Consider the following 21,605-nt stretch of genomic DNA (forward strand, 5'->3'; position numbering starts at 1 on the left):
TCACCGTCGCCCATGCTCTGCCTTGCAGTCGATCGAACCCCGAAAGCCCACTCGTGGGCGCTCGTATTGCGTTGAGAGGTGAAACGTGGAGCTCTTATCCGGCGCTGAAATGGTCGTCCGTTTTTTGCGTGACGAAGGCGTTAAATACATTTATGGGTATCCTGGTGGTGCCCTGCTGCACATCTACGATGCCCTCTTTAAAGAAAAAGAAGTAACCCATATTCTTGTTCGCCATGAGCAGTCAGCCACGCATATGGCAGACGGCTATGCGCGTGCGACCGGAAAGGCAGGCGTCGTTCTGGTAACGTCAGGCCCCGGTGCCACCAACGCCATTACAGGTATCGCTACGGCGTATATGGATTCCATTCCGATGGTAATCCTGTCTGGGCAGGTTGGCAGCAACATGATCGGCTCCGATGCGTTCCAGGAAGTCGACATGGTGGGGATTTCCCGGCCTATCGTTAAACACAGCTTCATGATCAAGCACCCCTCTGAAATTCCAGAGGTCATGAAAAAGGCCTTCTATCTGGCGGAGTCGGGTCGTCCCGGGCCGGTTGTGGTTGATATCCCGAAGGATATGACCAGCCCCACGGAGAAGTTCGAATACGTATACCCCAAAAAGGTCAAGCTGCGTTCCTATAATCCGGCTGTTCGTGGCCATTCAGGACAGATTCGCAAGGCCGCTGAAATGCTGTTGGCGGCCAAGCGGCCTATCCTGTATTCGGGCGGCGGCGTCATCATGGGGAACGGTGCAGCCCAGCTGACCGAGCTTGCCAAGATGCTCAACCTGCCAGTTACCAACACGTTGATGGGGCTGGGCGGTTTTCCAGGCAGCGATCGTCAGTTCCTGGGTATGCTAGGTATGCACGGCAGTTACACAGCCAACCTGGCAATGCACCATAGCGATGTCATCCTGGCAGTAGGTGCCCGCTTTGATGATCGCGTCATCAATGGCGCCAAACGTTTCTGCCCCAATGCCAAGATCATTCACGTCGATATCGATCCGGCCTCCATCTCCAAAATGATCAAGGCGGATGTTCCGATTGTTGGACCTGTCGATAGCGTTCTGACGGAAATGGTTGCCATCCTCAAGGAAATTGGCGAGAAACCCGCGGCAGAAGCTCAGGCCAATTGGTGGAAGCAGATTGAGGAATGGCGCAGCTCGCAGGGCGGCCTGTTCCCCTATGACAAGGGGGATGGAAGCATCATCAAGCCGCAGACGGTGATCGAGACGCTTTACGAAGTAACCCATGGAGATGCGTTCATCACTTCTGACGTAGGTCAGCATCAGATGTTCGCTGCACAGTACTATCTGTATGACAAGCCAAACCGCTGGATCAACTCCGGAGGCCTGGGCACCATGGGGTTCGGCCTGCCAGCGGCGATGGGCGTCAAGCTGAACTTCCCCGACGTCGACGTCGCTTGTGTAACAGGCGAGGGCAGTATCCAGATGAATATTCAGGAGCTGTCCACCTGTTTGCAGTATGACCTTCCCGTCAAGATCATTACGCTGAACAACCAGGCCCTGGGCATGGTTCGCCAGTGGCAAGACATGCAGTACAACAGCCGTTACTCGCATTCCTATATGGAATCGCTCCCTGACTTCGTCAAGGTGGCTGAGGCATACGGGCATGCCGGTATGCGCATCACGCGTCTGGCTGATCTCAAGCCCATGATGGAAGAGGCCTTTGCCATGAAGGACCGTCTGGTCTTCCTGGATATTCAGGTCGATACCAGCGAGCACGTCTATCCGATGCAGATTAAAGATGGGTCGATGCGCGAAATGTGGCTGAGCAAGACGGAGCGGACTTAATCATGCGGCACATCATTTCCCTTCTACTAGAAAACGAGCCAGGCGCATTGTCCCGTGTGGTCGGCCTGTTCTCGCAGCGCAACTACAACATCGAAAGCCTGACCGTTGCTCCGACAGAAGACCCAACGCTCTCGCGTCTGACACTGACAACCGTGGGGCACGATGAAACCATCGAGCAGATTACCAAGAACCTCAATAAGCTGATCGAGGTTGTAAAGCTGGTGAATCTGTCCGAGGGCTCCCACATTGAGCGTGAGCTTTTGCTGATCAAGGTCAAGGCGACCGGAGCTCAACGCGATGAAGTCAAACGCACCACGGATATCTTCCGTGGACAGATAGTGGATGTAACGAGTAGCGTCTATACGATTCAGCTGGCTGGTACGAGTGAAAAACTCGACAGCTTTATCCAGGCGATCGGTACGACGTCTATTCTGGAAGTCGTACGCAGTGGTGTCACAGGGATTTCCCGTGGCGACAAGGCTCTGAGCATTTAAATTTGATAAAGCCACGCGGCTAATTCTAAGGAGAATTTCATGCGCGTTTATTACGATAAAGATTGTGATCTTTCCATCATTCAGGGCAAGAAAGTCGCCATTATCGGCTATGGCTCTCAGGGCCACGCTCATGCAAACAACCTGAAAGACTCAGGTGTAGACGTTGTCGTCGCGCTGCGCCCGGGCTCTGCCTCTGCCAAGAAGGCCGAAGCGGCTGGACTGGCTGTTAAAAGCGTTCCAGAAGCCGTTAGCTCTTCCGATGTCATCATGATTCTGACGCCTGACGAATTTCAGGCTCAGCTATACAAGAATGAAATCGAACCTAACCTGAAGCAGGGCGCTACCCTGGCCTTCGCTCACGGCTTTGCAATCCATTACAACCAGGTTGTGCCGCGTGCGGATCTGGACGTCATTATGATTGCACCCAAGGCCCCGGGTCATACTGTTCGCTCCGAGTTCGTCAAGGGCGGCGGTATTCCTGACCTGATCGCCGTTTACCAGGATGCCTCCGGCAATGCCAAGAACGTAGCGCTGTCCTACGCTTGCGGCGTGGGTGGTGGGCGTACCGGTATCATCGAAACCACATTCAAGGACGAGACCGAGACCGACCTGTTCGGTGAGCAGGCTGTCCTGTGCGGTGGTACCGTTGAATTGGTTAAAGCAGGTTTCGAAACACTGGTTGAAGCGGGCTACGCTCCTGAGATGGCCTACTTCGAGTGCCTGCACGAGCTGAAGCTGATCGTGGACCTCATGTATGAAGGCGGTATCGCCAACATGAACTACTCCATCTCCAACAATGCGGAGTATGGCGAGTACGTGACAGGTCCTGAAATTATCAATGCCGAATCTCGCCAAGCTATGCGCAATGCGCTCAAGCGTATTCAGGATGGCGAATATGCCAAGATGTTTATCAGCGAAGGCGCAAGCAACTACCCATCCATGACGGCATATCGTCGCAATAATGCGGCGCACGGTATCGAGCAGATCGGTGAAAAACTGCGCGCCATGATGCCTTGGATTGCTGCTAACAAGATCGTCGACAAGAGCAAAAACTAATCATTAGGGCCATTAAAGGTCCTGTTGATCTCAGTTTCGGAAAAACGCGGCCACGGCCGCGTTTTTTCGTTTCAGCTCGTCTTCTGATATAAAAGCTGTAACGTGTTAAGGATGAACCCTGAGAGGAGGGGATCATCCAAGACTTCAAGTCCTATGCAAGGAATTTTCATGAGCGAGCGTCCCGACGAAGCTAACGAAACAGCTTCCTCAAGCACTGAAAGCATTATTCCCGTCGATGAGCATTTCGAAGAAACACACGATGCCCAGGGACGAAAGATTCGCCGTCGAGGCGTCTATTTACTTCCGAACCTCTTCACGACAGCCGCGCTTTTTGCAGGACTTTATTCAATCATCAAGTCCATTGCGGCACAGACTGCGTTTATCCAAGGGCAGTCGGAAGAGGCTGCTGTAGGGTTTGCAGCAGCAGCGGCAGCCATTTTTATCGCCATGATCCTTGATGGACTGGATGGTCGTGTTGCACGCTTGACCAATACCCAGAGTGCTTTTGGGGAACAGTACGATTCGCTGTCCGACATGGTGGCCTTTGGTGTGGCGCCGGCCATTCTTGCATTTGAATGGGCTCTGATCAGTCTAGGTAATGTAGGTTGGGCTGTGGCCTTTATCTATGTGGCAGGTGCAGCACTTCGACTGGCGCGTTTCAACACTCAGATCGGCTCCGTCGATAAGCGTTATTTCATTGGATTAGCCAGTCCGTCCGCCGCTGCGCTAGTTGCCGGAACAGTATGGTGCTTTAGCGACTTTGGTATTCAGGGTTCCAAACTCTCATTCCTGGTTGCGTTCATGGTTGCTGCTGCAGGAATGCTCATGGTTAGTAATTTCAAGTACTGGAGCTTCAAGACCCTGGATATGAAAGGGCGTGTTCCGTTCGTGGGCATCCTCATCGCTGTCCTGATCTTCGCCATTATCTTTACTGATCCGCCACGTGTCCTGCTGCTGGGTTTCCTTGCTTATGCTGTGTCAGGTCCCGTCAAGGCATTAATGCGCTTCCGCCGTCATCGCGACCGCGCGCATTGATTAATTCCCTGATTATCTCCACAGTGAGACTACGTATCGACAGTAGTCGCTGTGGAGATTGCCATGCTGATCAACGTCCCTCCGCGTTCTGCCTGCACGCCATCTGAAATCACTCCAGAAAATATCTATTTGTCTCGCCGTCAATTCATGGGTGCAGCCAGTGCTGCTGTCACTGCTACGATGCTGCCCGGCTGGGCGCTTGCTGACGGATCTGTTTATTCAGATGTGGAACCAGGCAAAGCGCCTGATTGGTTTGCCGAGAAGCAGTCTGCTATTCATTGGAAAGCGGTAGATGTAAAAGGTGAGTCTATAACGCCTTTCAAAGACGCCACGCAATACAATAACTTTTATGAGTTCGGCCCTGATAAAGGGGATCCCTATGCCAATGCAGAGCAGATGGTGATCGAGCCTTGGACAGTTAAGGTAGACGGAGAGGTTGGTAAGCCAGGTACCTATTCGCTGGAGGACATTATCCGGCCTCAGCAGTTGGAGGAAAGGATATACCGCCTGCGTTGTGTCGAAGCTTGGTCCATGGTTATCCCGTGGCTGGGTATTCCACTGGCGGATGTCATTAAACAGTTCCAGCCAACAGCTAATGCCAAATACGTTCGTTTTGAAACATTGAATGATCCCCAGCATATGCCAGGGCAGCGTTCCAGTTTCTCTCTACTGGATTGGCCTTATCGAGAAGGTCTGCGTATGGATGAAGCCATGCATCCATTGGCTATATTGGCGGTAGGCATGTATGGGCGAGTACTGCCTAATCAGAACGGCGCACCCATTAGATTAGTTGTGCCGTGGAAGTATGGATTCAAAAGTATCAAGTCGATTGTTCGCATCAGCTTGGTGAGTGATCAACCGCAGACAACTTGGCAAAGCATGGCGCCAAATGAGTATGGCTTTTACGCCAACGTCAATCCGCAGGTCGATCATCCCCGTTGGAGTCAGGCTAAAGAGCGACGGCTTCCTAGCGGTTTATTTAGTCCTAATATTAAAGAAACACAGATGTTTAACGGTTATGCAGAGGAGGTTGCTGGCCTATACGCCGGAATGGACCTAAGGACGCAGTATTAATGATGTTGCAAGTATGGCGAGTGGTCGTTTTTATCAGTGCGTTTTCGGTGCTTGGTGTTTGGCTGTACGAGGCATGGAGTTCTGCCTTGGGCCCTGACCCTGGTAAAGTAATCATTGATAGGCTTGGCCTGGGGGCGCTAGTGCTCTTACTGATAACGCTCAGCTTGACGCCCTTGCAGAAAATGACGAGCTGGAAAGGATGGGCATTGGTTCGCCGCCAGTTAGGCTTGTGGACATTCACCTATGTAGCGCTTCATTTCTGCTCTTACCTGGCCTTTGTATTAGGCTGGGATTTTTCCCGCTTGGGTATTGAATTGCAGAAGCGTCCCTATGTGATTGTAGGGTTCATTGCCGTGCTGGGGCTGCTTCCTCTAGCTCTGACCTCGAACCGTTACAGCATGCGTAAATTAGGCAAGCAGTGGAAGCGGCTGCATCGCCTCATTTATATAGCATTGGTTATGGCCTTGCTGCACATGTTCTGGATAACTCGCTCGGATATCCGCGAGTGGCTGATATACGCCTCGATAGGAGGCCTGCTGCTTGTGCTTCGCTTACCATTCATCGCCACTCAGCTAAGACAAAAGAAGATTTTTCAGTCCGGTCAAAATAAAGCTTGACCTGTGAGCGGAGGGGCCTATAATGCGCCCCACTTCCGTTGCAACGGAACGGCAAAAAGCCTTGTATATCAATGGCTTAGCTGTTTAGTTAAGGTCAGGCCTCCGGTCTGGCAGAAGCGGAAAGAGGGAAGCGGTAGTTGACAAGCCCCTGGGCTTGTGTAGAATACGCCTCCCGCTGCCAGAACAGGTTTCCTGATCCGGCAGGTCCGGCAAGCGGTTCAGCAGGTTAGACCGGTTGAACAAAATGCTTGACAGGACAAGAGGTTAGCGTAGAATGCGCGCCTCGGTTGAGACAAGGTCTTAACCAACCGCTCTTTAACAAGTTGAATCAAGCAATTCGTGTGGGTGCTTGTGCTGTAAGACTGATGGATCGACAAGATTATCAGCAAGACAAGTAACACTCGTGAATTCGAGAGTTTATTTGCGATTGCTGAGCCAAGTTTAGGGTTTTCTCAAAACCCGGATATGTTTGAACTGAAGAGTTTGATCATGGCTCAGATTGAACGCTGGCGGCAGGCCTAACACATGCAAGTCGAGCGGATGAGGAGAGCTTGCTCTCTGATTCAGCGGCGGACGGGGGAGTAATGCCTAGGAATCTGCCTGGTAGTGGGGGACAACGTTTCGAAAGGAACGCTAATACCGCATACGTCCTACGGGAGAAAGTGGGGGATCTTCGGACCTCACGCTATCAGATGAGCCTAGGTCGGATTAGCTAGTTGGTGGGGTAACGGCTCACCAAGGCGACGATCCGTAACTGGTCTGAGAGGATGATCAGTCACACTGGAACTGAGACACGGTCCAGACTCCTACGGGAGGCAGCAGTGGGGAATATTGGACAATGGGCGAAAGCCTGATCCAGCCATGCCGCGTGTGTGAAGAAGGCCCTCGGGTCGTAAAGCACTTTAAGCTGGGAGGAAGGGTTGTAACCTAATACGTTGCAATTTTGACGTTACCAGCAGAATAAGCACCGGCTAACTCTGTGCCAGCAGCCGCGGTAATACAGAGGGTGCAAGCGTTAATCGGAATTACTGGGCGTAAAGCGCGCGTAGGTGGCTTGGTAAGTTGAATGTGAAATCCCCGGGCTCAACCTGGGAACTGCATCCAAAACTGCCTGGCTAGAGTACGGTAGAGGGTGGTGGAATTTCCTGTGTAGCGGTGAAATGCGTAGATATAGGAAGGAACACCAGTGGCGAAGGCGACCACCTGGACTGATACTGACACTGAGGTGCGAAAGCGTGGGGAGCAAACAGGATTAGATACCCTGGTAGTCCACGCCGTAAACGATGTCAACTAGCCGTTGGGGTCCTTGAGACTTTAGTGGCGCAGCTAACGCAATAAGTTGACCGCCTGGGGAGTACGGCCGCAAGGTTAAAACTCAAATGAATTGACGGGGGCCCGCACAAGCGGTGGAGCATGTGGTTTAATTCGAAGCAACGCGAAGAACCTTACCAGGCCTTGACATGCAGAGAACTTTCCAGAGATGGAGAGGTGCCTTCGGGAACTCTGACACAGGTGCTGCATGGCTGTCGTCAGCTCGTGTCGTGAGATGTTGGGTTAAGTCCCGTAACGAGCGCAACCCTTGTCCTTAGTTACCAGCACATCATGGTGGGCACTCTAAGGAGACTGCCGGTGACAAACCGGAGGAAGGTGGGGATGACGTCAAGTCATCATGGCCCTTACGGCCTGGGCTACACACGTGCTACAATGGTCGGTACAAAGGGTTGCCAAACCGCGAGGTGGAGCTAATCCCATAAAACCGATCGTAGTCCGGATCGCAGTCTGCAACTCGACTGCGTGAAGTCGGAATCGCTAGTAATCGTGAATCAGAACGTCACGGTGAATACGTTCCCGGGCCTTGTACACACCGCCCGTCACACCATGGGAGTGGGTTGCACCAGAAGTAGCTAGTCTAACCTTCGGGAGGACGGTTACCACGGTGTGATTCATGACTGGGGTGAAGTCGTAACAAGGTAGCCGTAGGGGAACCTGCGGCTGGATCACCTCCTTAATCGATAGATCCCAGCTTTGGCATAAGCTCCCACACGAATTGCTTGATTCACTGAAATAAAGACGCGAGATGAGTCAAGACTCAAGCGTTAGACGATTGGGTCTGTAGCTCAGTTGGTTAGAGCGCACCCCTGATAAGGGTGAGGTCGGCAGTTCGAATCTGCCCAGACCCACCAATCGATGGGGCCATAGCTCAGCTGGGAGAGCGCCTGCTTTGCACGCAGGAGGTCAGGAGTTCGATCCTCCTTGGCTCCACCATCTAACACCGCGTTAAAGCTCAGAACTGAGTGCTTACCCCCCCCCTAAGGGTTGGGTCGGAGCATTGACTTCTGAACTTTGTTTTCAGACTGTTCTTTAAAAATTTGGGTATGTGATAGAAGTACGAACACATAGGCTGTTTCACTGCAGACTATGTGGTCAAGGTAAATTTGCGAGTTCAAGCGCAAGTTTTCGGCGAATGTCGTGTTCCAAACCAGACATAACTTCAGATTCTTTGGGGTTATATGGTCAAGTGAATAAGCGCATACGGTGGATGCCTTGGCAGTCAGAGGCGATGAAAGACGTGATAGCCTGCGATAAGCTTCGGGGAGTCGGCAAATAGACTGTGATCCGGAGATCTCTGAATGGGGGAACCCACCTGACATAAGTCAGGTATCTCACACTGAATCCATAGGTGTGAGAGGCGAACCAGGGGAACTGAAACATCTAAGTACCCTGAGGAAAAGAAATCAACCGAGATTCCCTAAGTAGTGGCGAGCGAACGGGGGCTAGCCCTTAAGCTCAATTGATTTTAACCGAACGCTCTGGAAAGTGCGGCCATAGTGGGTGATAGCCCCGTAGGTGAAAGGATCTTTTGAGTGAAATCGAGTAGGACGGCGCACGTGAAACGTTGTCTGAATATGGGGGGACCATCCTCCAAGGCTAAATACTACTGACTGACCGATAGTGAACCAGTACCGTGAGGGAAAGGCGAAAAGAACCCCGGAGAGGGGAGTGAAATAGAACCTGAAACCGTATGCGTACAAGCAGTGGGAGCCTACTTTGTTGGGTGACTGCGTACCTTTTGTATAATGGGTCAGCGACTTATATTCAGTGGCAAGCTTAACCGTATAGGGAAGGCGTAGCGAAAGCGAGTCTTAATAGGGCGTTTTAGTCGCTGGGTATAGACCCGAAACCGGGCGATCTATCCATGAGCAGGTTGAAGGTTAGGTAACACTGACTGGAGGACCGAACCCACTTCCGTTGAAAAGGCAGGGGATGACTTGTGGATCGGAGTGAAAGGCTAATCAAGCTCGGAGATAGCTGGTTCTCCTCGAAAGCTATTTAGGTAGCGCCTCATGTATCACTCTGGGGGGTAGAGCACTGTTTCGGCTAGGGGGTCATCCCGACTTACCAAACCGATGCAAACTCCGAATACCCAGAAGTGCAAGCATGGGAGACACACGGCGGGTGCTAACGTCCGTCGTGAAAAGGGAAACAACCCAGACCGTCAGCTAAGGTCCCAAAGTTGTAGTTAAGTGGTAAACGATGTGGGAAGGCTTAGACAGCTAGGAGGTTGGCTTAGAAGCAGCCACCCTTTAAAGAAAGCGTAATAGCTCACTAGTCGAGTCGGCCTGCGCGGAAGATGTAACGGGGCTCAAACTACACACCGAAGCTACGGGTTCATCGCAAGATGAGCGGTAGAGGAGCGTTCTGTAAGCCTGTGAAGGTGAGTTGAGAAGCTTGCTGGAGGTATCAGAAGTGCGAATGCTGACATGAGTAACGACAATGCGAGTGAAAAACTCGCACGCTGAAAGACCAAGGGTTCCTGCGCAACGTTAATCGACGCAGGGTGAGTCGACCCCTAAGGCGAGGCTGAAAGGCGTAGTCGATGGGAAACAGGTTAATATTCCTGTACTTCTAATTACTGCGATGGGGGGACGGAGAAGGCTAGGCCAGCTTGGCGTTGGTTGTCCAAGTTTAAGGCGGTAGGCTGACTGTTTAGGTAAATCCGGACAGTTAAGGCCGAGAGCTGATGACGACTCTTCTTATGAAGAGGAAGTGGTTGATGCCATGCTTCCAGGAAAAGCCTCTAAGCTTCAGGTAATTAGAAATCGTACCCCAAACCGACACAGGTGGTCGGGTAGAGAATACCAAGGCGCTTGAGAGAACTCGGGTGAAGGAACTAGGCAAAATGGCACCGTAACTTCGGGAGAAGGTGCGCCGGTGAGGGTGAAGGACTTGCTCCGTAAGCCCATGCCGGTCGAAGATACCAGGCCGCTGCGACTGTTTATTAAAAACACAGCACTCTGCAAACACGAAAGTGGACGTATAGGGTGTGACGCCTGCCCGGTGCCGGAAGGTTAATTGATGGGGTTAGCGCAAGCGAAGCTCTTGATCGAAGCCCCGGTAAACGGCGGCCGTAACTATAACGGTCCTAAGGTAGCGAAATTCCTTGTCGGGTAAGTTCCGACCTGCACGAATGGCGTAACGATGGCGGCGCTGTCTCCACCCGAGACTCAGTGAAATTGAAATCGCTGTGAAGATGCAGTGTATCCGCGGCTAGACGGAAAGACCCCGTGAACCTTTACTGTAGCTTTGCACTGGACTTTGAGCCTGCTTGTGTAGGATAGGTGGGAGGCATTGAAGCGAGGACGCCAGTTCTCGTGGAGCCATCCTTGAAATACCACCCTGGCATGCTTGAGGTTCTAACTCTGGTCCGTTATCCGGATCGAGGACAGTGTATGGTGGGCAGTTTGACTGGGGCGGTCTCCTCCTAAAGAGTAACGGAGGAGTACGAAGGTGCGCTCAGACCGGTCGGAAATCGGTCGCAGAGTATAAAGGCAAAAGCGCGCTTGACTGCGAGACAGACACGTCGAGCAGGTACGAAAGTAGGTCTTAGTGATCCGGTGGTTCTGTATGGAAGGGCCATCGCTCAACGGATAAAAGGTACTCCGGGGATAACAGGCTGATACCGCCCAAGAGTTCATATCGACGGCGGTGTTTGGCACCTCGATGTCGGCTCATCACATCCTGGGGCTGAAGCCGGTCCCAAGGGTATGGCTGTTCGCCATTTAAAGTGGTACGCGAGCTGGGTTTAGAACGTCGTGAGACAGTTCGGTCCCTATCTGCCGTGGACGTTTGAGATTTGAGAGGGGCTGCTCCTAGTACGAGAGGACCGGAGTGGACGAACCTCTGGTGTTCCGGTTGTCACGCCAGTGGCATTGCCGGGTAGCTATGTTCGGAAAAGATAACCGCTGAAAGCATCTAAGCGGGAAACTTGCCTCAAGATGAGATCTCACTGGAGCCTTGAGCTTCCTGAAGGGCCGTTGAAGACTACAACGTTGATAGGTCGGGTGTGTAAGCGCTGTGAGGCGTTGAGCTAACCGATACTAATTGCCCGTGAGGCTTGACCATATAACACCCAAACAATCTGTTGTTTGGTAAAGACCAGCCGAAAGCTTGGTTGAACCGCAAAATACCAATCACATACCCATTCGGGGAAACGACTAGACACCGGTTCCCCACCCGAATTGCTTGACGACCATAGAGCGTTGGAACCACCTGATCCCTTTCCGAACTCAGAAGTGAAACGATGCATCGCCGATGGTAGTGTGGGGTTTCCCCATGTGAGAGTAGGTCATCGTCAAGCACCTATACCCAAAACCCCCAGGCCTAACCGCCCGGGGGTTTTGCTTTTGTGGCAGGAAATAAAAAAGATAGGCTGCTTTTCCTACGCGGCCTACAAGAGCTGCTTATTTGCTGCCACCTGTCTCTCCGCCTGGTTTGCGGATCAGGGATAATGCCTGGTTGGCCGAGGCGATGCACTTCTTGGTATCACCTGCTTGTTGATGCTTTACCGCCTCTTCATGAAGCTCTTTGATACGTTGCACCTGGACATTGGAGTCTGTTGCGGTAGCGGTTGCCATTGATGGTGTGGTTTTCATGGCGTCATCAATTTTTTGCAGCTGAATAGCGCAAAGATCTTCAGCAAAAACAGGTGAAGCCATTAGGGCAGCTACGGCAGCTACTAAAGCGGTGCGTTTCATAGACATCTCCTTGAACATGAATGACGTAAGCGAATTTCCAGGCTAAGTCAGAAGGACCTTGCTGGCTCCATTAAAGGACTAACCAGCCTCATACGAGTGGACTGCTATCGGCCGCTTACGTTTCATTTATCTTTTAAAGAAATACTTCAAATACCCTTACAGAAGCGCGCTCCAAACCGCTATGTAAGTTAAGCATCTTCAATTATTAGGACGACCAAATCCTTGGGACCATGTGCGCCGTACGCTAGTACTTGTTCTATGTCAGCGGTTTTGGATGGCCCGGAGATGAGCAATGCATTGGTAGGCATACTTTCCGGCCACTGGTATTTGTCGTGAAACGTATAAAGGTTGTCTTCGATCTTGCTGGCCTGTAGGAGAGCAATGTGAACGGGTGGAACCAGACTCATTAGTCGAGGTTCTTCACGGGTTGGCCAGAGCACTAGGCTACCTGTTGCTGCTATGGCTCCGAGCGTCCCCGTTAAGCTGGCTGGGGTCTCGTTGAAGAGTTCCGCTTTCCATTCCTCAATTGGGCGGTCATAGGCCTTGAGAAAAGGAAGTCCCGCTTTATCTTTCCAATAGGCCGTAAGCTGGTCGCCATGGGGTGTCTGAGGGGCTATAAGCAGGCTAGGAATTTGTTTGTCGTGAAGAAGTTGTTCGACCAGTGCGGGCCAACGTTCTTTTGTGGTGAGGTGTATCTCTGTATGAACCGCCTCCATAAGTGCTCGTAGTCGACTGATGCGCTCCTCAGGCGCATAGCTCCAGGGTTGGGTTACTAGTGATACGTCATAGTCATCTTTCACAGGCGTTGTGCCAGCCAAGCTTTTCCGAAGTTTGCCTAAAATATTGCTGCGGGCATTCATGCTTTGTCCTCCCCTAGGTGCTCACGAGCCAACTCGTGAAGTGATCTTGAGGCGGGTTTGGGCGCAGCATGGTTCTCGCTCCATGGCCCAACATTTCCGGGAGTAAGATTTCGAAAGCGTGTTGCGAGGTAGGCAAAAGATTTATAGAGCGTTGGGGATGTGTAGAGTGTCTTCCAGCCTTTCCAGGTCAGTCTTTCACGCGGAGAGAACTTGCTGCCTTGGCCGCGCATGAGATAAGGGGTAGCTTCCGGTGGCTTAACGTTTTCTTCCCTTAAGCGGCGTAACAGCGCGGGAATGGGGATTTTTACGGGGCAGACTTCTCCGCAGGCACCACACAGCGATGAAGCACTGGGGTGATCCGGCGTGTTTTCCAGCCCCAGTAAGTGTGGCGATATGATCTTCCCAATAGGGCCAGGGTATACCGTGCCGTAGGCGTGACCACCAATACGGGTATAGACCGGGCAGTGATTCATGCAGGCCCCACAGCGAATGCAGTTAAGTGTCTGTCGCAACTCTCCATCAGCAAAGGCCTGACTGCGGCCATTGTCTAGAAGAACAAGGTGCACTTCTCGTGGCCCATCCAGCTCATCGGATTTGCGTGGGCTTGAGATCATATTCACGTAGGTAGTTATCGGCTGGCCTAATGCTGAGCGTGTCAAAAGCGATAGCAACGGCACGACGTCACGCAGGTTTTCCACAACTTTTTCTATTCCAGTGACAGCGATATGTACGTTAGGAACGCTTGTGGACATGCGGCCGTTCCCTTCGTTTTCAACAAGCAGCAGAGTGCCTGTTTCAGCTACTGCGAAGTTAACGCCTGATATGCCGATATCTGCTTCGAAAAATTTTTGTCGTAATACGCGCCGGCCCGTTTGAATTAGTTCATCGACATCTGTGGTGTATTCGGTGCCAAGGGTGTTGCTGAATAGTGAGGCCACCTGGGCAGCATTCATGTGAATCGCAGGCATGATGATATGCGAAGGTTTCTGCCCGGCCAGCTGGATGATGTACTCACCCATGTCTGACTCAAGGCACTCTATACCTTGCTTTTCCAGCACATGGTTCATGTTCATCTCTTCGCTGACCATGGACTTTCCCTTGATCAGGCGTGTGGCCTTGTGTGCCTCGGCGATTGACTGAACGATAGCGTTGGCTTCGTCTGTCGTTTCTGCCCAATGAACCTGAATACCGTTGCGTGCCAGGTTGGCTTCCAGCTTTTCAAGGAGGTCAGGCAGCTTGGAAAGCGCCCTTGCACGAATGCGATTGCCCATCTCTCGTAGCCGCTCACGCTCATCAGGATCACTCATAATGGCCAGGCGTTTGGTCATCAGTGAATCCATGGCAACACGGAAATTACGGCGCAGCTGCTCATCGTTCAGCGCTTGGCGCGCTCGCGTCTTGAAGGGTGGTGTGGGAATCTCCAGAGCGGGAATTCGGGTCATCTGGTTCATACGCTATCTCCGGTTCGCTGCCAGATGAAACTGGCAAGATGCTGCCCACGCAATGTAGCGTTCTGCTTTTCCAGGGCACCATTGATGTTCATCAGGCAGCCGCAGTCAGCGGTCACGATTTGAGCAGCACCCGATTCCTGAAGAGCACGTGTCTTGTCTGCCACCATGGCACCAGAGATATCTGGCATACGGACCGAGAAAGTGCCGCCAAAGCCGCAGCATTCGCTTTCATGGTCATGATCCACCCGTTGGACCGCCTCTAGCTGAGCGAGTAAGGCTCTGCCATGGAGGTGTGTATTCATCTCGCGGCGTGCGCTGCAGGAGGTATGAAGTGCAACCTTGGTAGGCGCCCCGCGATCCTTGAGGTCAACTTTACAAACGTTGAGCAGGAATTCGGCCAATTCATAGGTTCGGTCGGCCAGTGCTTCGATTTGACGAAGCGTAGCAGGCTCATGTTTGAACAATTCCGAATAGTGATGACGAATCATGCCTGCGCATGATCCCGAAACAACAACCAGCGGCCAGTCCTGACGGAACAGGCCCAGCTGTGCTCGTGCGACTTCGCGTGCTTCCTCGGTATAACCGGAAGTATAGGCAGGCTGCCCGCAGCAACTTTGACTTTGGGGAAAATGGACCGTAATACCTTCACGTTCCAGCAGACGGATACTGTCCATGCCTGCTTCTGGATAAAACAAATCGACAACACAGGTACCAAATAAATAAACGTGTTGCGGCTTCTGCGCGGGGTATTCCCGCTGCTTTGGAATGGGTGGCGCGATGCGGGTGGCATTGGGCGCTGCGTTATAAAAAAGCTCACTCATTCAGGCGTCTCCGGGTTTGCCCGGTTATCCATCCTGTGGGATGGGGTTATGGCAGTGCCGGGACGAGCCCGGCACCGGTGTCTTGGCGGCAACTTCTTAATTCGCCTTTATCTGTTAGTGAAGGATCATGCCGGTGAGTACATAGGCTTGGACCAGCGTGATAAGGCCTACAATAGTGGCGAAGATCAGGCTGTGTTTCAGGGTGAAACGGAACAGGTCAGATTCTTTCCCAACCATGCCGGTAGCAGCACAGGCAACGGCAATCGACTGTGGTGAAATCATTTTGCCTGTTACGCCGCCGCTGCTGTTAGCCGCAACCAGCAGGGTGTCCGATACTCCAATTTGATGGGCAGTGGTGGCCTGTAGAGAGCCGAAGAGAGCGTTTGAAGAGGTATCCGATCCTGTTAGAAAAACCCCGAGCCAACCGAGAAATGGTGAAAAGAATGGGAAGAGCGCTCCTGTTCCCGCCAGTACTAAAGCGAGTGTTGTCGACATGCCGGAATAGTTGGTTACGAACGCAAAGGCCAGCACCATGCCAATCGAAAGGATTGGCCATCGCAACTCCACCAGCGTTTCCTTGAATGTGGACAGTGCTACGCCAGGCTTGATCTTGAGGATTGCCATGGAGATAAGAGCCGAAATCAGGATCGCTGTACCTGTGGCAGAAACAGGATCGAATTTGAAGACCGCAGCTATTGGAGTAGGGTCTGTCGCAATCGGTGCAGTCTTGAGAACAAGCTTGTCCAGGAACGGCACCGAAATATTAATGACCAGACTGTAGAGTGAGCCACCTGCGACAAACATTGCTTTGAAGGGTTTGAGTGTCCAGACGGTAACCAGCGCGGTCAGGATCAGGAAGGGCGACCAGGCTTTGATGATCTGTCCCAGTGTATAGGGCGAAGGTGTGCGGTTGCCTGGTGCTCGGCCAAAGCCGGGGCCGCCGCCCAGGGTTGCTGCCCCGCCTGCACTGACCCCGACCACCTCTTGGGCGACGGCGTGACGGCTTTGACGCAGCTTCAGGTAGGCGGTCAGCGAAGCCATGCTGAACAGGGCCGAGGTGATGTCGGGTAGCTCAGGGCCAATGTAGTTCGAGGTAAAGTACTGGGAAACGGCAAAGCTGCTACCGCATACGAGGGCTGCCTGCCAGGTTTCACGCAGACCACGCATGCCATCCATCATGGCCATGAGCCAAAAGGGGACCAGCAGAGACAGCAGTGGAAGCTGGCGACCGGTCATGGCGCCCAGTTTGAAAGCATCAATGCCGGTTACCTGGCCCGCTACGATTGTTGGAATACCTAGAGCGCCGAATGCAACCGGGGCGGTATTGGCAATCAGGCATAGACCTGCCGCCTTGAGCGGATTATGTCCCAGACCCACCAACAGGGCTGCGGTAATGGCGACGGGTGCGCCAAAGCCTGCGGCGCCTTCAAGAAAGGCTCCAAAGCAGAACCCAATAAGCAGCACCTGCAGACGTTGGTCATCCGTAATGGAAAGGACTGAGCTGCGGATGACATCGAACTGACCGCTTTTGACGGTCAGTTTGTAGAGAAAAACCGCTGCGACGATGATCCAGGCGATTGGCCATAGGCCATAAAGGAATCCATACCCGGCCGCTGCCAGCGCTTTTTCTACCGGCATCCGGTAGACCAGAATGGCAATACCAAGGGATAGCGCCAGGGTAATGGTTCCGGCGAGATGGCCCTTCATGCGAAAGACAGCCAATGCAAGAAAGAAAAACACGATAGGGACAAGTGCTGCCGTCGCGGACAAGCCCAGACTGCCAAGCGGTGTATACAGCTGTTGCCAGGTTTCCATGTAGAGCTCCCTTGATTGTTGTTGTGTAGGGGGCGGTGCTTCCGATAGGCGTATCGGTTTCTTAATGCCTAAATTGGTCATACCAATTTACAGTGGCTGACAGTTGAGGTTAAAAGTTGCCTAGCAAGTCTGTCAAACCTTGCTTTTTAAGACTTTAGTCTGGATGCGCGAAGGCCGTTTGGCTCAAAATCAACGCCGCCGCTCTGGCAGGCACATCAGAGGATGGAGATGGGGTTCGATCAGGTACGCCAACGTCGTTTGTCGGATGACATCGTTGAACATATTGAAGCGCTGCTTGTTGAGGGTTCACTGAAGGCCGGTGAGCGGTTGCCGGCCGAGCGGGTGCTGGCGGAGCGCTTTGGTGTGTCACGGCCCTCGCTACGCGAGGCGATTCAGAAGCTGGTTGCTCGGGGAGTATTGATCAGTCGCCAGGGCGGCGGAACTTACGTTGCTGCCTCGTTCGGCTCCACGTTTAGCGATCCCTTGCTTCAGTTACTCGAAAGTCGTGAAGAAACACGGCAGGACCTGCTCGAGTTTCGCCACATGCTTGAGGGTTCTTGCGCTTATTACGCCGCCTTGCGTGCGACCGAACTCGATCATCAGCGTTTGACGCAGGCCTTCAAGGCTTTGCAGGACTGCTATGCGCAACCTGAAACGATCTCCCGCTCGGAAGAGGGATCAGCAGACGCCAGCTTTCACCTGGCTATTGCCGAAGCCAGCCACAATGCTATCCTGCTGCATACCATTCGCGGTCTGTTCGATTTGCTCAAGCGCAATGTAGTGACCAATATCGGCGGTATGTACGCACAGCGTAGCGAGACACGGGATATGTTGATGCAGCAGCACCGGGAGCTGTATCAGGCCATCATCGAGCGGCGTGCTGACGATGCACGGGAAATTGCCAGCCGACACATTCATTATGTGCAGGAAGTGCTGGAAGAAGCACAGGAAGAAGCGCAGCGTATCGCACGCTCACAGCGCCGACAGAAGACGGAAGACTTTTCGAAGGTATAAAAAGGCGCTTGGAGCGCCTTTTATTATTTCTGATCCTTGTGCATAGCACGTTGGATCTCTCGATTCGAGTCGCGCTCTTTCTCTGTCGCACGCTTGTCGAATTCTTTTTTACCTTTCGCCAGGGCAATTTCGCATTTGATCAGGTGCTTTTTCCAGTAAATGGACAACGCAACGCAGGCGAAGCCTTTCTGTTGCACTGCACCAAACAGCTTGCCTAGCTCTCGTTTGTGTAGAAGCAGCTTGCGAGTGCGCTGAGGATCGGCAATGACGTGGGTGCTGGCTGTCTGCAGGGGGGTGATGTGGCTACCAAGCAGCCAGGCCTCGCCATCCTTGAGCAGAACATAGCTGTCTGTCAGTTGTGCCTTGCCTGCGCGCAGGCTTTTGACTTCCCAGCCGGACAGGGCAATGCCTGCCTCGAAGCGGGTTTCGATGAAGTAGTCGTGCAGCGCTTTCTTGTTCTGCACGATGGTTCCGGAAGAGATTTTCTTTTGTTTGGCCATAGACGCGCATTATAGGGGAGTCAGTGGGGCAACCGCCATGTGCTTGAGAGGGAGCGGTGAAAGTCGGACAATAGCCAACTTTTTTGAGTACCGATAACTTCAATGGCAAATGATCAGGTTTCCGTGCATGGCGGGTGGGCTAGCCGCTGGGTGTTTATATTAGCCGCGACCGGCTCCGCTGTAGGCCTGGGGAGCATCTGGAAGTTCCCTTATATGACAGGGATTTATGGTGGCGGTGCATTTGTCATTATGTTCCTTGTCTGCATCGCCTTGATTGGCTTGCCTGTCATGTTGGCGGAAACGCTGATTGGACGGCGTGCCCGGCAAAGTCCGGCCAATGCCATGCGTGATCTGGCAGTAGCCGCTGCCCGATCACCAAGATGGTCCTGGGCAGCGCTGGCCGGCATGGTCAATGCCTTGCTCATCCTATCGTTCTACAGCGTCGTTGGCGGTTGGTCGCTTGACTATATTCTTGGTGTCGGCCGTGGCGATTTTCAAGGTGTCGATGGACCTAAAGCCGGTGCACTGTTTGGTGCGTTGACCTCCGATCCCTGGCGAATGACCTTGTGGCACACCCTGTTCATGGTGTTGTCCGCCTGGGTTATTGCCAAGGGGGTGGTGAATGGCCTGGAAAAAACCTTGCGTATCCTGATGCCGCTGTTGTTTGTGCTGTTGCTGCTTCTGCTGGGCTATAGCATGACAACGGGACATTTCATGGAAGGGCTGCACTTCATGTTCCATTTTGATACCTCGCGGCTCATGGAGGGCCTGCTTCCTGCGATGGGGCATGCGTTCTTTTCGCTGAGCGTAGGCGTAGGTTCGTTGATGATCTACGGTGCGTACATGCCGAAGTCCTCTTCTTTGGGCAAGACCGTCGTAGCGGTTGCCTTGCTGGATACATTCGTCTCGCTCCTGGCGGGTGTGGCGCTCTTTCCAATCGTCTTTGCGGCAGGCCTGAATCCTGGTGAGGGACCGGGATTGATGTTCGTGACGCTGCCGTTGGCGTTCGGCAGTGTGACCATGGGGCAGATCGTGGGTCTGGTGTTCTTTGTTCTGGTGGCGATTGCCGCTTGGACCTCGGCAATCTCTTTGCTTGAGCCGATGGTGGCCTACCTGATCGAGCGCACCCGACTGAGCCGCGTCTGGGTGACTGTCATTCTGGCTTTCATCTGCTGGCTGGTCGGGCTAGGCACAGTGTTATCGTTCAACCTGTGGGAGCAGGCCAAGTTCTTCGTAAGCGAGGCGGGGCACTTCCACTTGTATCAATGGGGCGCTGAAGGCGGGTTGAATTTCTTTGGCGTCATCGACTTTCTGACGTCGCGAATCATGTTGCCGCTCGGCGGTCTGTTCTTTGTAGTGTTCGCAGCGTGGGTAATGGGGCGTGAGCAGGTGAGGGATGAGTTGTCGGTGCGCAGCCCGGCCTTATTCGCTCTGGCGCTTTTCCTGATGCGCTACGTTGCCCCTCTAGGCATTCTCATTGTGTTTGCCGCACAGTTTTGGAATTGAGGTACCAATGACTACGCATATACAACGCTCGGCTTTATTGCCTTACCCCGCCTCGGCGCTCTATGCGCTGGTAAATGACGTGGAGCGTTACCCGGAATTTCTGCCCTGGTGTTCGTCTGCCCAGATACTGGAGCAGGGCGAAAACGAAATGCGTGCAGGATTGACGGTCGCCAAAGGTGGGCTTAGCCAGCAGTTCACGACACGCAATACGCTGACGCCGGATCAATGCATCGTCATGGATCTGGAAAAGGGGCCTTTTAGTCAGCTGCATGGCGTCTGGCAGTTCAAGGCACTGGGTGAGAAAGCCTGCAAGATCTCGCTGGACCTGTCGTTCGAGTATCAGGGCGCTTTGATTCGGGCTACCTTGGGCCCGCTGTTCAATCAGGCTGCAAACACCATGGTTGATGCCTTCTGCCAACGGGCTAAGCAGCTGTATGGCTGAGCGGATAACCATCGAGGTTGCGCTGGCCTTGCATGACGAGCAGGCCCTGATTGCGCAGGAGGTTCCGGTAGGTACCACCGTACGTGAAGCCTTGGAGCTGTCCGGAATGGCTGAGCGCTTTCCAAAGGTGCCGATCGATACCTTAGCTGTCGGGCTCTTTGGAAAGGTCATTCCTGATGCAGATACGCGCGTACTGGAGGCAGGTGATCGGATTGAGCTTTATCGACCGCTGATTGCAGACCCCAAGGAAGCCCGCAAGCGGCGCGCCGAGTTGGCAAAGGCCAGGAAGGAAGGCGGGGCGGATTAGCCAAGAATAAAAAGGCCTTCATATGAAGGCCTTTTTGCCGGGTACTGATTAGAACTTGTAGCCCAGACCTACCATGTAGACCCAGGGATCGATATCGACATCAACCTTTACGCGACCCAGCGCCGAGTCGGCGGTCGCCTTGGTGTCGATATCGGCGTACCAGACGGCGGCGTTGAACAGCAGATGATCCGTTAACTGATAATCCACGCCTGCCTGAAACGCATAACCCCAGGAATCGTCCAGGCTCAGATTGCTGAAGCCGCCACCGGCTGCGGATTTGCGGCTGCTGGTCAGATCCTCGTCAAAGAAGAGGGTGTAGTTGATACCGGCGCCTACGTACGGCTGAATACGGGACTGAGGGTTCAGCGGATAGTATTGAAGCGAAAGGGTGGGTGGCAGCTGCTTGACATCTGCCAGCTTGCCATCCAGAGCGCCCAGGCCTTTTACACCGATCCGATGATTGAACGGCGTTGCGGCCAGCAGCTCGATGCCGACGTGGTCTGTGATCATATAGGCCGCTGCCAAGCCAAGCTGAGTATCGGAGTCAACGGTGGCCTTGGTCCCTGCAACCTTGCCGCCCGCTGCTGCGGCCGAGATATTGCCGCTGTCTTCATGTGGATCCACGGTCGCTGCGCCAGCACGGATGATGATGTCACCGGCCTGGTGGGCAAGGGCGAGCGGAGAAACAGCGGTGAGGGCCAGCAGGGCGGCGGTTAGGGGCAGCTTGCGCATGATGCACTCCAAAGCATGTTGTTTAGTTGGCTA

The 21,605-nt window shown here is 53.3% G+C and carries 17 protein-coding genes, 2 tRNA genes and 3 rRNA genes; 15 read left to right on the forward strand and 7 right to left on the reverse strand.

Annotated features, from left to right (window positions below; translation table 11 throughout):
* Nucleotides 1-85 precede the first annotated feature (85 nt).
* The 11 genes from HMPREF1487_RS11635 (at nucleotide 86) to rrf (ending at nucleotide 11,727) form a co-directional block, all read left to right on the forward strand.
* The gene (locus HMPREF1487_RS11635; RefSeq protein ID WP_010796848.1) at nucleotides 86-1,813 is read left to right on the forward strand and encodes an acetolactate synthase 3 large subunit; all 1,728 of its coding nucleotides are present in this window, start codon (nucleotides 86-88) and stop codon (nucleotides 1,811-1,813) included.
* A 2-nt stretch (nucleotides 1,814-1,815) separates the two neighbouring features.
* Nucleotides 1,816-2,307: an acetolactate synthase small subunit gene (gene ilvN / locus HMPREF1487_RS11640; RefSeq protein ID WP_010796849.1), complete on the forward strand. Its 492-nt coding sequence runs from the start codon at nucleotides 1,816-1,818 to the stop codon at nucleotides 2,305-2,307.
* Between the two features lie 39 nt (nucleotides 2,308-2,346).
* On the forward strand, nucleotides 2,347-3,363 hold the full coding sequence (gene ilvC, locus HMPREF1487_RS11645) for a ketol-acid reductoisomerase (RefSeq protein WP_010796850.1): 1,017 nt from the start codon (nucleotides 2,347-2,349) through the stop codon (nucleotides 3,361-3,363).
* Between the two features lie 168 nt (nucleotides 3,364-3,531).
* Complete coding sequence (gene pssA / locus HMPREF1487_RS11650) at nucleotides 3,532-4,398, forward strand: CDP-diacylglycerol--serine O-phosphatidyltransferase (RefSeq protein ID WP_010796851.1); 867 nt, start codon at nucleotides 3,532-3,534, stop codon at nucleotides 4,396-4,398.
* Between the two features lie 63 nt (nucleotides 4,399-4,461).
* On the forward strand, nucleotides 4,462-5,472 hold the full coding sequence (gene msrP / locus HMPREF1487_RS11655) for a protein-methionine-sulfoxide reductase catalytic subunit MsrP (protein ID WP_010796852.1): 1,011 nt from the start codon (nucleotides 4,462-4,464) through the stop codon (nucleotides 5,470-5,472).
* Entirely contained in the window at nucleotides 5,472-6,089 is a 618-nt protein-coding gene (gene msrQ, locus HMPREF1487_RS11660) for a protein-methionine-sulfoxide reductase heme-binding subunit MsrQ (protein WP_010796853.1), read from the forward strand. The genes msrP and msrQ overlap by 1 nt, the downstream gene beginning before the upstream one ends.
* A gap of 471 nt (nucleotides 6,090-6,560) precedes the next feature.
* Nucleotides 6,561-8,097: ribosomal RNA gene (locus HMPREF1487_RS11665) — 16S ribosomal RNA — on the forward strand.
* Nucleotides 8,098-8,195: 98 nt separating this feature from the next.
* Nucleotides 8,196-8,272, forward strand: a tRNA-Ile gene (locus HMPREF1487_RS11670).
* 6 nt (nucleotides 8,273-8,278) lie between these two features.
* A tRNA-Ala gene (locus HMPREF1487_RS11675) sits at nucleotides 8,279-8,354 on the forward strand.
* Nucleotides 8,355-8,601: 247 nt separating this feature from the next.
* Nucleotides 8,602-11,492: ribosomal RNA gene (locus HMPREF1487_RS11680) — 23S ribosomal RNA — on the forward strand.
* A 119-nt stretch (nucleotides 11,493-11,611) separates the two neighbouring features.
* Nucleotides 11,612-11,727: ribosomal RNA gene (gene rrf / locus HMPREF1487_RS11685) — 5S ribosomal RNA — on the forward strand.
* Together the 16S, 23S and 5S rRNA genes with 2 tRNA genes alongside form the textbook arrangement of a ribosomal RNA operon.
* Nucleotides 11,728-11,830: 103 nt before the next feature.
* On the opposite strand, the gene HMPREF1487_RS11690 is transcribed toward rrf, so the two are convergent.
* The 5 genes from HMPREF1487_RS11690 to HMPREF1487_RS11710 all read right to left on the reverse strand — a co-directional run bounded on the left by HMPREF1487_RS11690 (nucleotide 11,831) and on the right by HMPREF1487_RS11710 (nucleotide 17,071).
* A complete protein-coding gene (locus tag HMPREF1487_RS11690) occupies nucleotides 11,831-12,124 on the reverse strand; it encodes a hypothetical protein (RefSeq protein WP_010796854.1) in 294 nt (97 codons plus the stop codon).
* A gap of 188 nt (nucleotides 12,125-12,312) precedes the next feature.
* Complete coding sequence (locus HMPREF1487_RS11695; protein WP_010796855.1) at nucleotides 12,313-12,984, reverse strand: LutC/YkgG family protein; 672 nt, start codon at nucleotides 12,982-12,984, stop codon at nucleotides 12,313-12,315.
* Complete coding sequence (locus tag HMPREF1487_RS11700) at nucleotides 12,981-14,435, reverse strand: LutB/LldF family L-lactate oxidation iron-sulfur protein (RefSeq protein ID WP_010796856.1); 1,455 nt, start codon at nucleotides 14,433-14,435, stop codon at nucleotides 12,981-12,983. The genes HMPREF1487_RS11695 and HMPREF1487_RS11700 overlap by 4 nt, the downstream gene beginning before the upstream one ends.
* Nucleotides 14,432-15,256, reverse strand: a complete 825-nt coding sequence (locus HMPREF1487_RS11705) for a (Fe-S)-binding protein (protein ID WP_010796857.1) — start codon at nucleotides 15,254-15,256, stop codon at nucleotides 14,432-14,434. Before HMPREF1487_RS11705 ends, HMPREF1487_RS11700 begins: the two co-directional genes overlap by 4 nt.
* 114 nt (nucleotides 15,257-15,370) lie before the next feature.
* The gene (locus HMPREF1487_RS11710) at nucleotides 15,371-17,071 is read right to left on the reverse strand and encodes a lactate permease LctP family transporter (RefSeq protein ID WP_010796858.1); all 1,701 of its coding nucleotides are present in this window, start codon (nucleotides 17,069-17,071) and stop codon (nucleotides 15,371-15,373) included.
* 228 nt (nucleotides 17,072-17,299) lie between these two features.
* On the opposite strand from HMPREF1487_RS11710, the gene HMPREF1487_RS11715 reads away from it, so the two are divergent.
* Nucleotides 17,300-18,085 carry an FCD domain-containing protein gene (locus HMPREF1487_RS11715; protein ID WP_010796859.1) on the forward strand — a complete coding sequence of 262 codons (786 nt, stop codon included), beginning with the start codon at nucleotides 17,300-17,302 and terminating at the stop codon, nucleotides 18,083-18,085.
* A gap of 23 nt (nucleotides 18,086-18,108) precedes the next feature.
* Here HMPREF1487_RS11715 and smpB read toward each other — a convergent pair whose 3' ends face one another.
* The gene (gene smpB, locus HMPREF1487_RS11720; protein WP_010796860.1) at nucleotides 18,109-18,585 is read right to left on the reverse strand and encodes an SsrA-binding protein SmpB; all 477 of its coding nucleotides are present in this window, start codon (nucleotides 18,583-18,585) and stop codon (nucleotides 18,109-18,111) included.
* Nucleotides 18,586-18,687: 102 nt separating this feature from the next.
* On the opposite strand from smpB, the gene HMPREF1487_RS11725 reads away from it, so the two are divergent.
* Genes HMPREF1487_RS11725 through HMPREF1487_RS11735 form a run of 3 tightly spaced genes read left to right on the forward strand, consistent with a single transcriptional unit; the run spans nucleotide 18,688 to nucleotide 20,840 of the window.
* Nucleotides 18,688-20,091, forward strand: a complete 1,404-nt coding sequence (locus tag HMPREF1487_RS11725; RefSeq protein ID WP_010796861.1) for a sodium-dependent transporter — start codon at nucleotides 18,688-18,690, stop codon at nucleotides 20,089-20,091.
* Nucleotides 20,092-20,098: 7 nt separating this feature from the next.
* Nucleotides 20,099-20,533, forward strand: coding sequence for a type II toxin-antitoxin system RatA family toxin (locus tag HMPREF1487_RS11730; protein ID WP_010796862.1), 435 nt, complete (start codon nucleotides 20,099-20,101; stop codon nucleotides 20,531-20,533).
* Nucleotides 20,526-20,840: an RnfH family protein gene (locus HMPREF1487_RS11735; RefSeq protein ID WP_010796863.1), complete on the forward strand. Its 315-nt coding sequence runs from the start codon at nucleotides 20,526-20,528 to the stop codon at nucleotides 20,838-20,840. The genes HMPREF1487_RS11730 and HMPREF1487_RS11735 overlap by 8 nt, the downstream gene beginning before the upstream one ends.
* Nucleotides 20,841-20,888: 48 nt before the next feature.
* Here HMPREF1487_RS11735 and HMPREF1487_RS11740 read toward each other — a convergent pair whose 3' ends face one another.
* Entirely contained in the window at nucleotides 20,889-21,572 is a 684-nt protein-coding gene (locus HMPREF1487_RS11740; protein WP_010796864.1) for an OmpW/AlkL family protein, read from the reverse strand.
* Between the last annotated feature and the right edge of the window lie 33 nt (nucleotides 21,573-21,605).

The organism is Pseudomonas sp. HPB0071 (genome assembly GCF_000478505.2).
Classification (GTDB): domain Bacteria; phylum Pseudomonadota; class Gammaproteobacteria; order Pseudomonadales; family Pseudomonadaceae; genus Chryseomonas; species Chryseomonas luteola.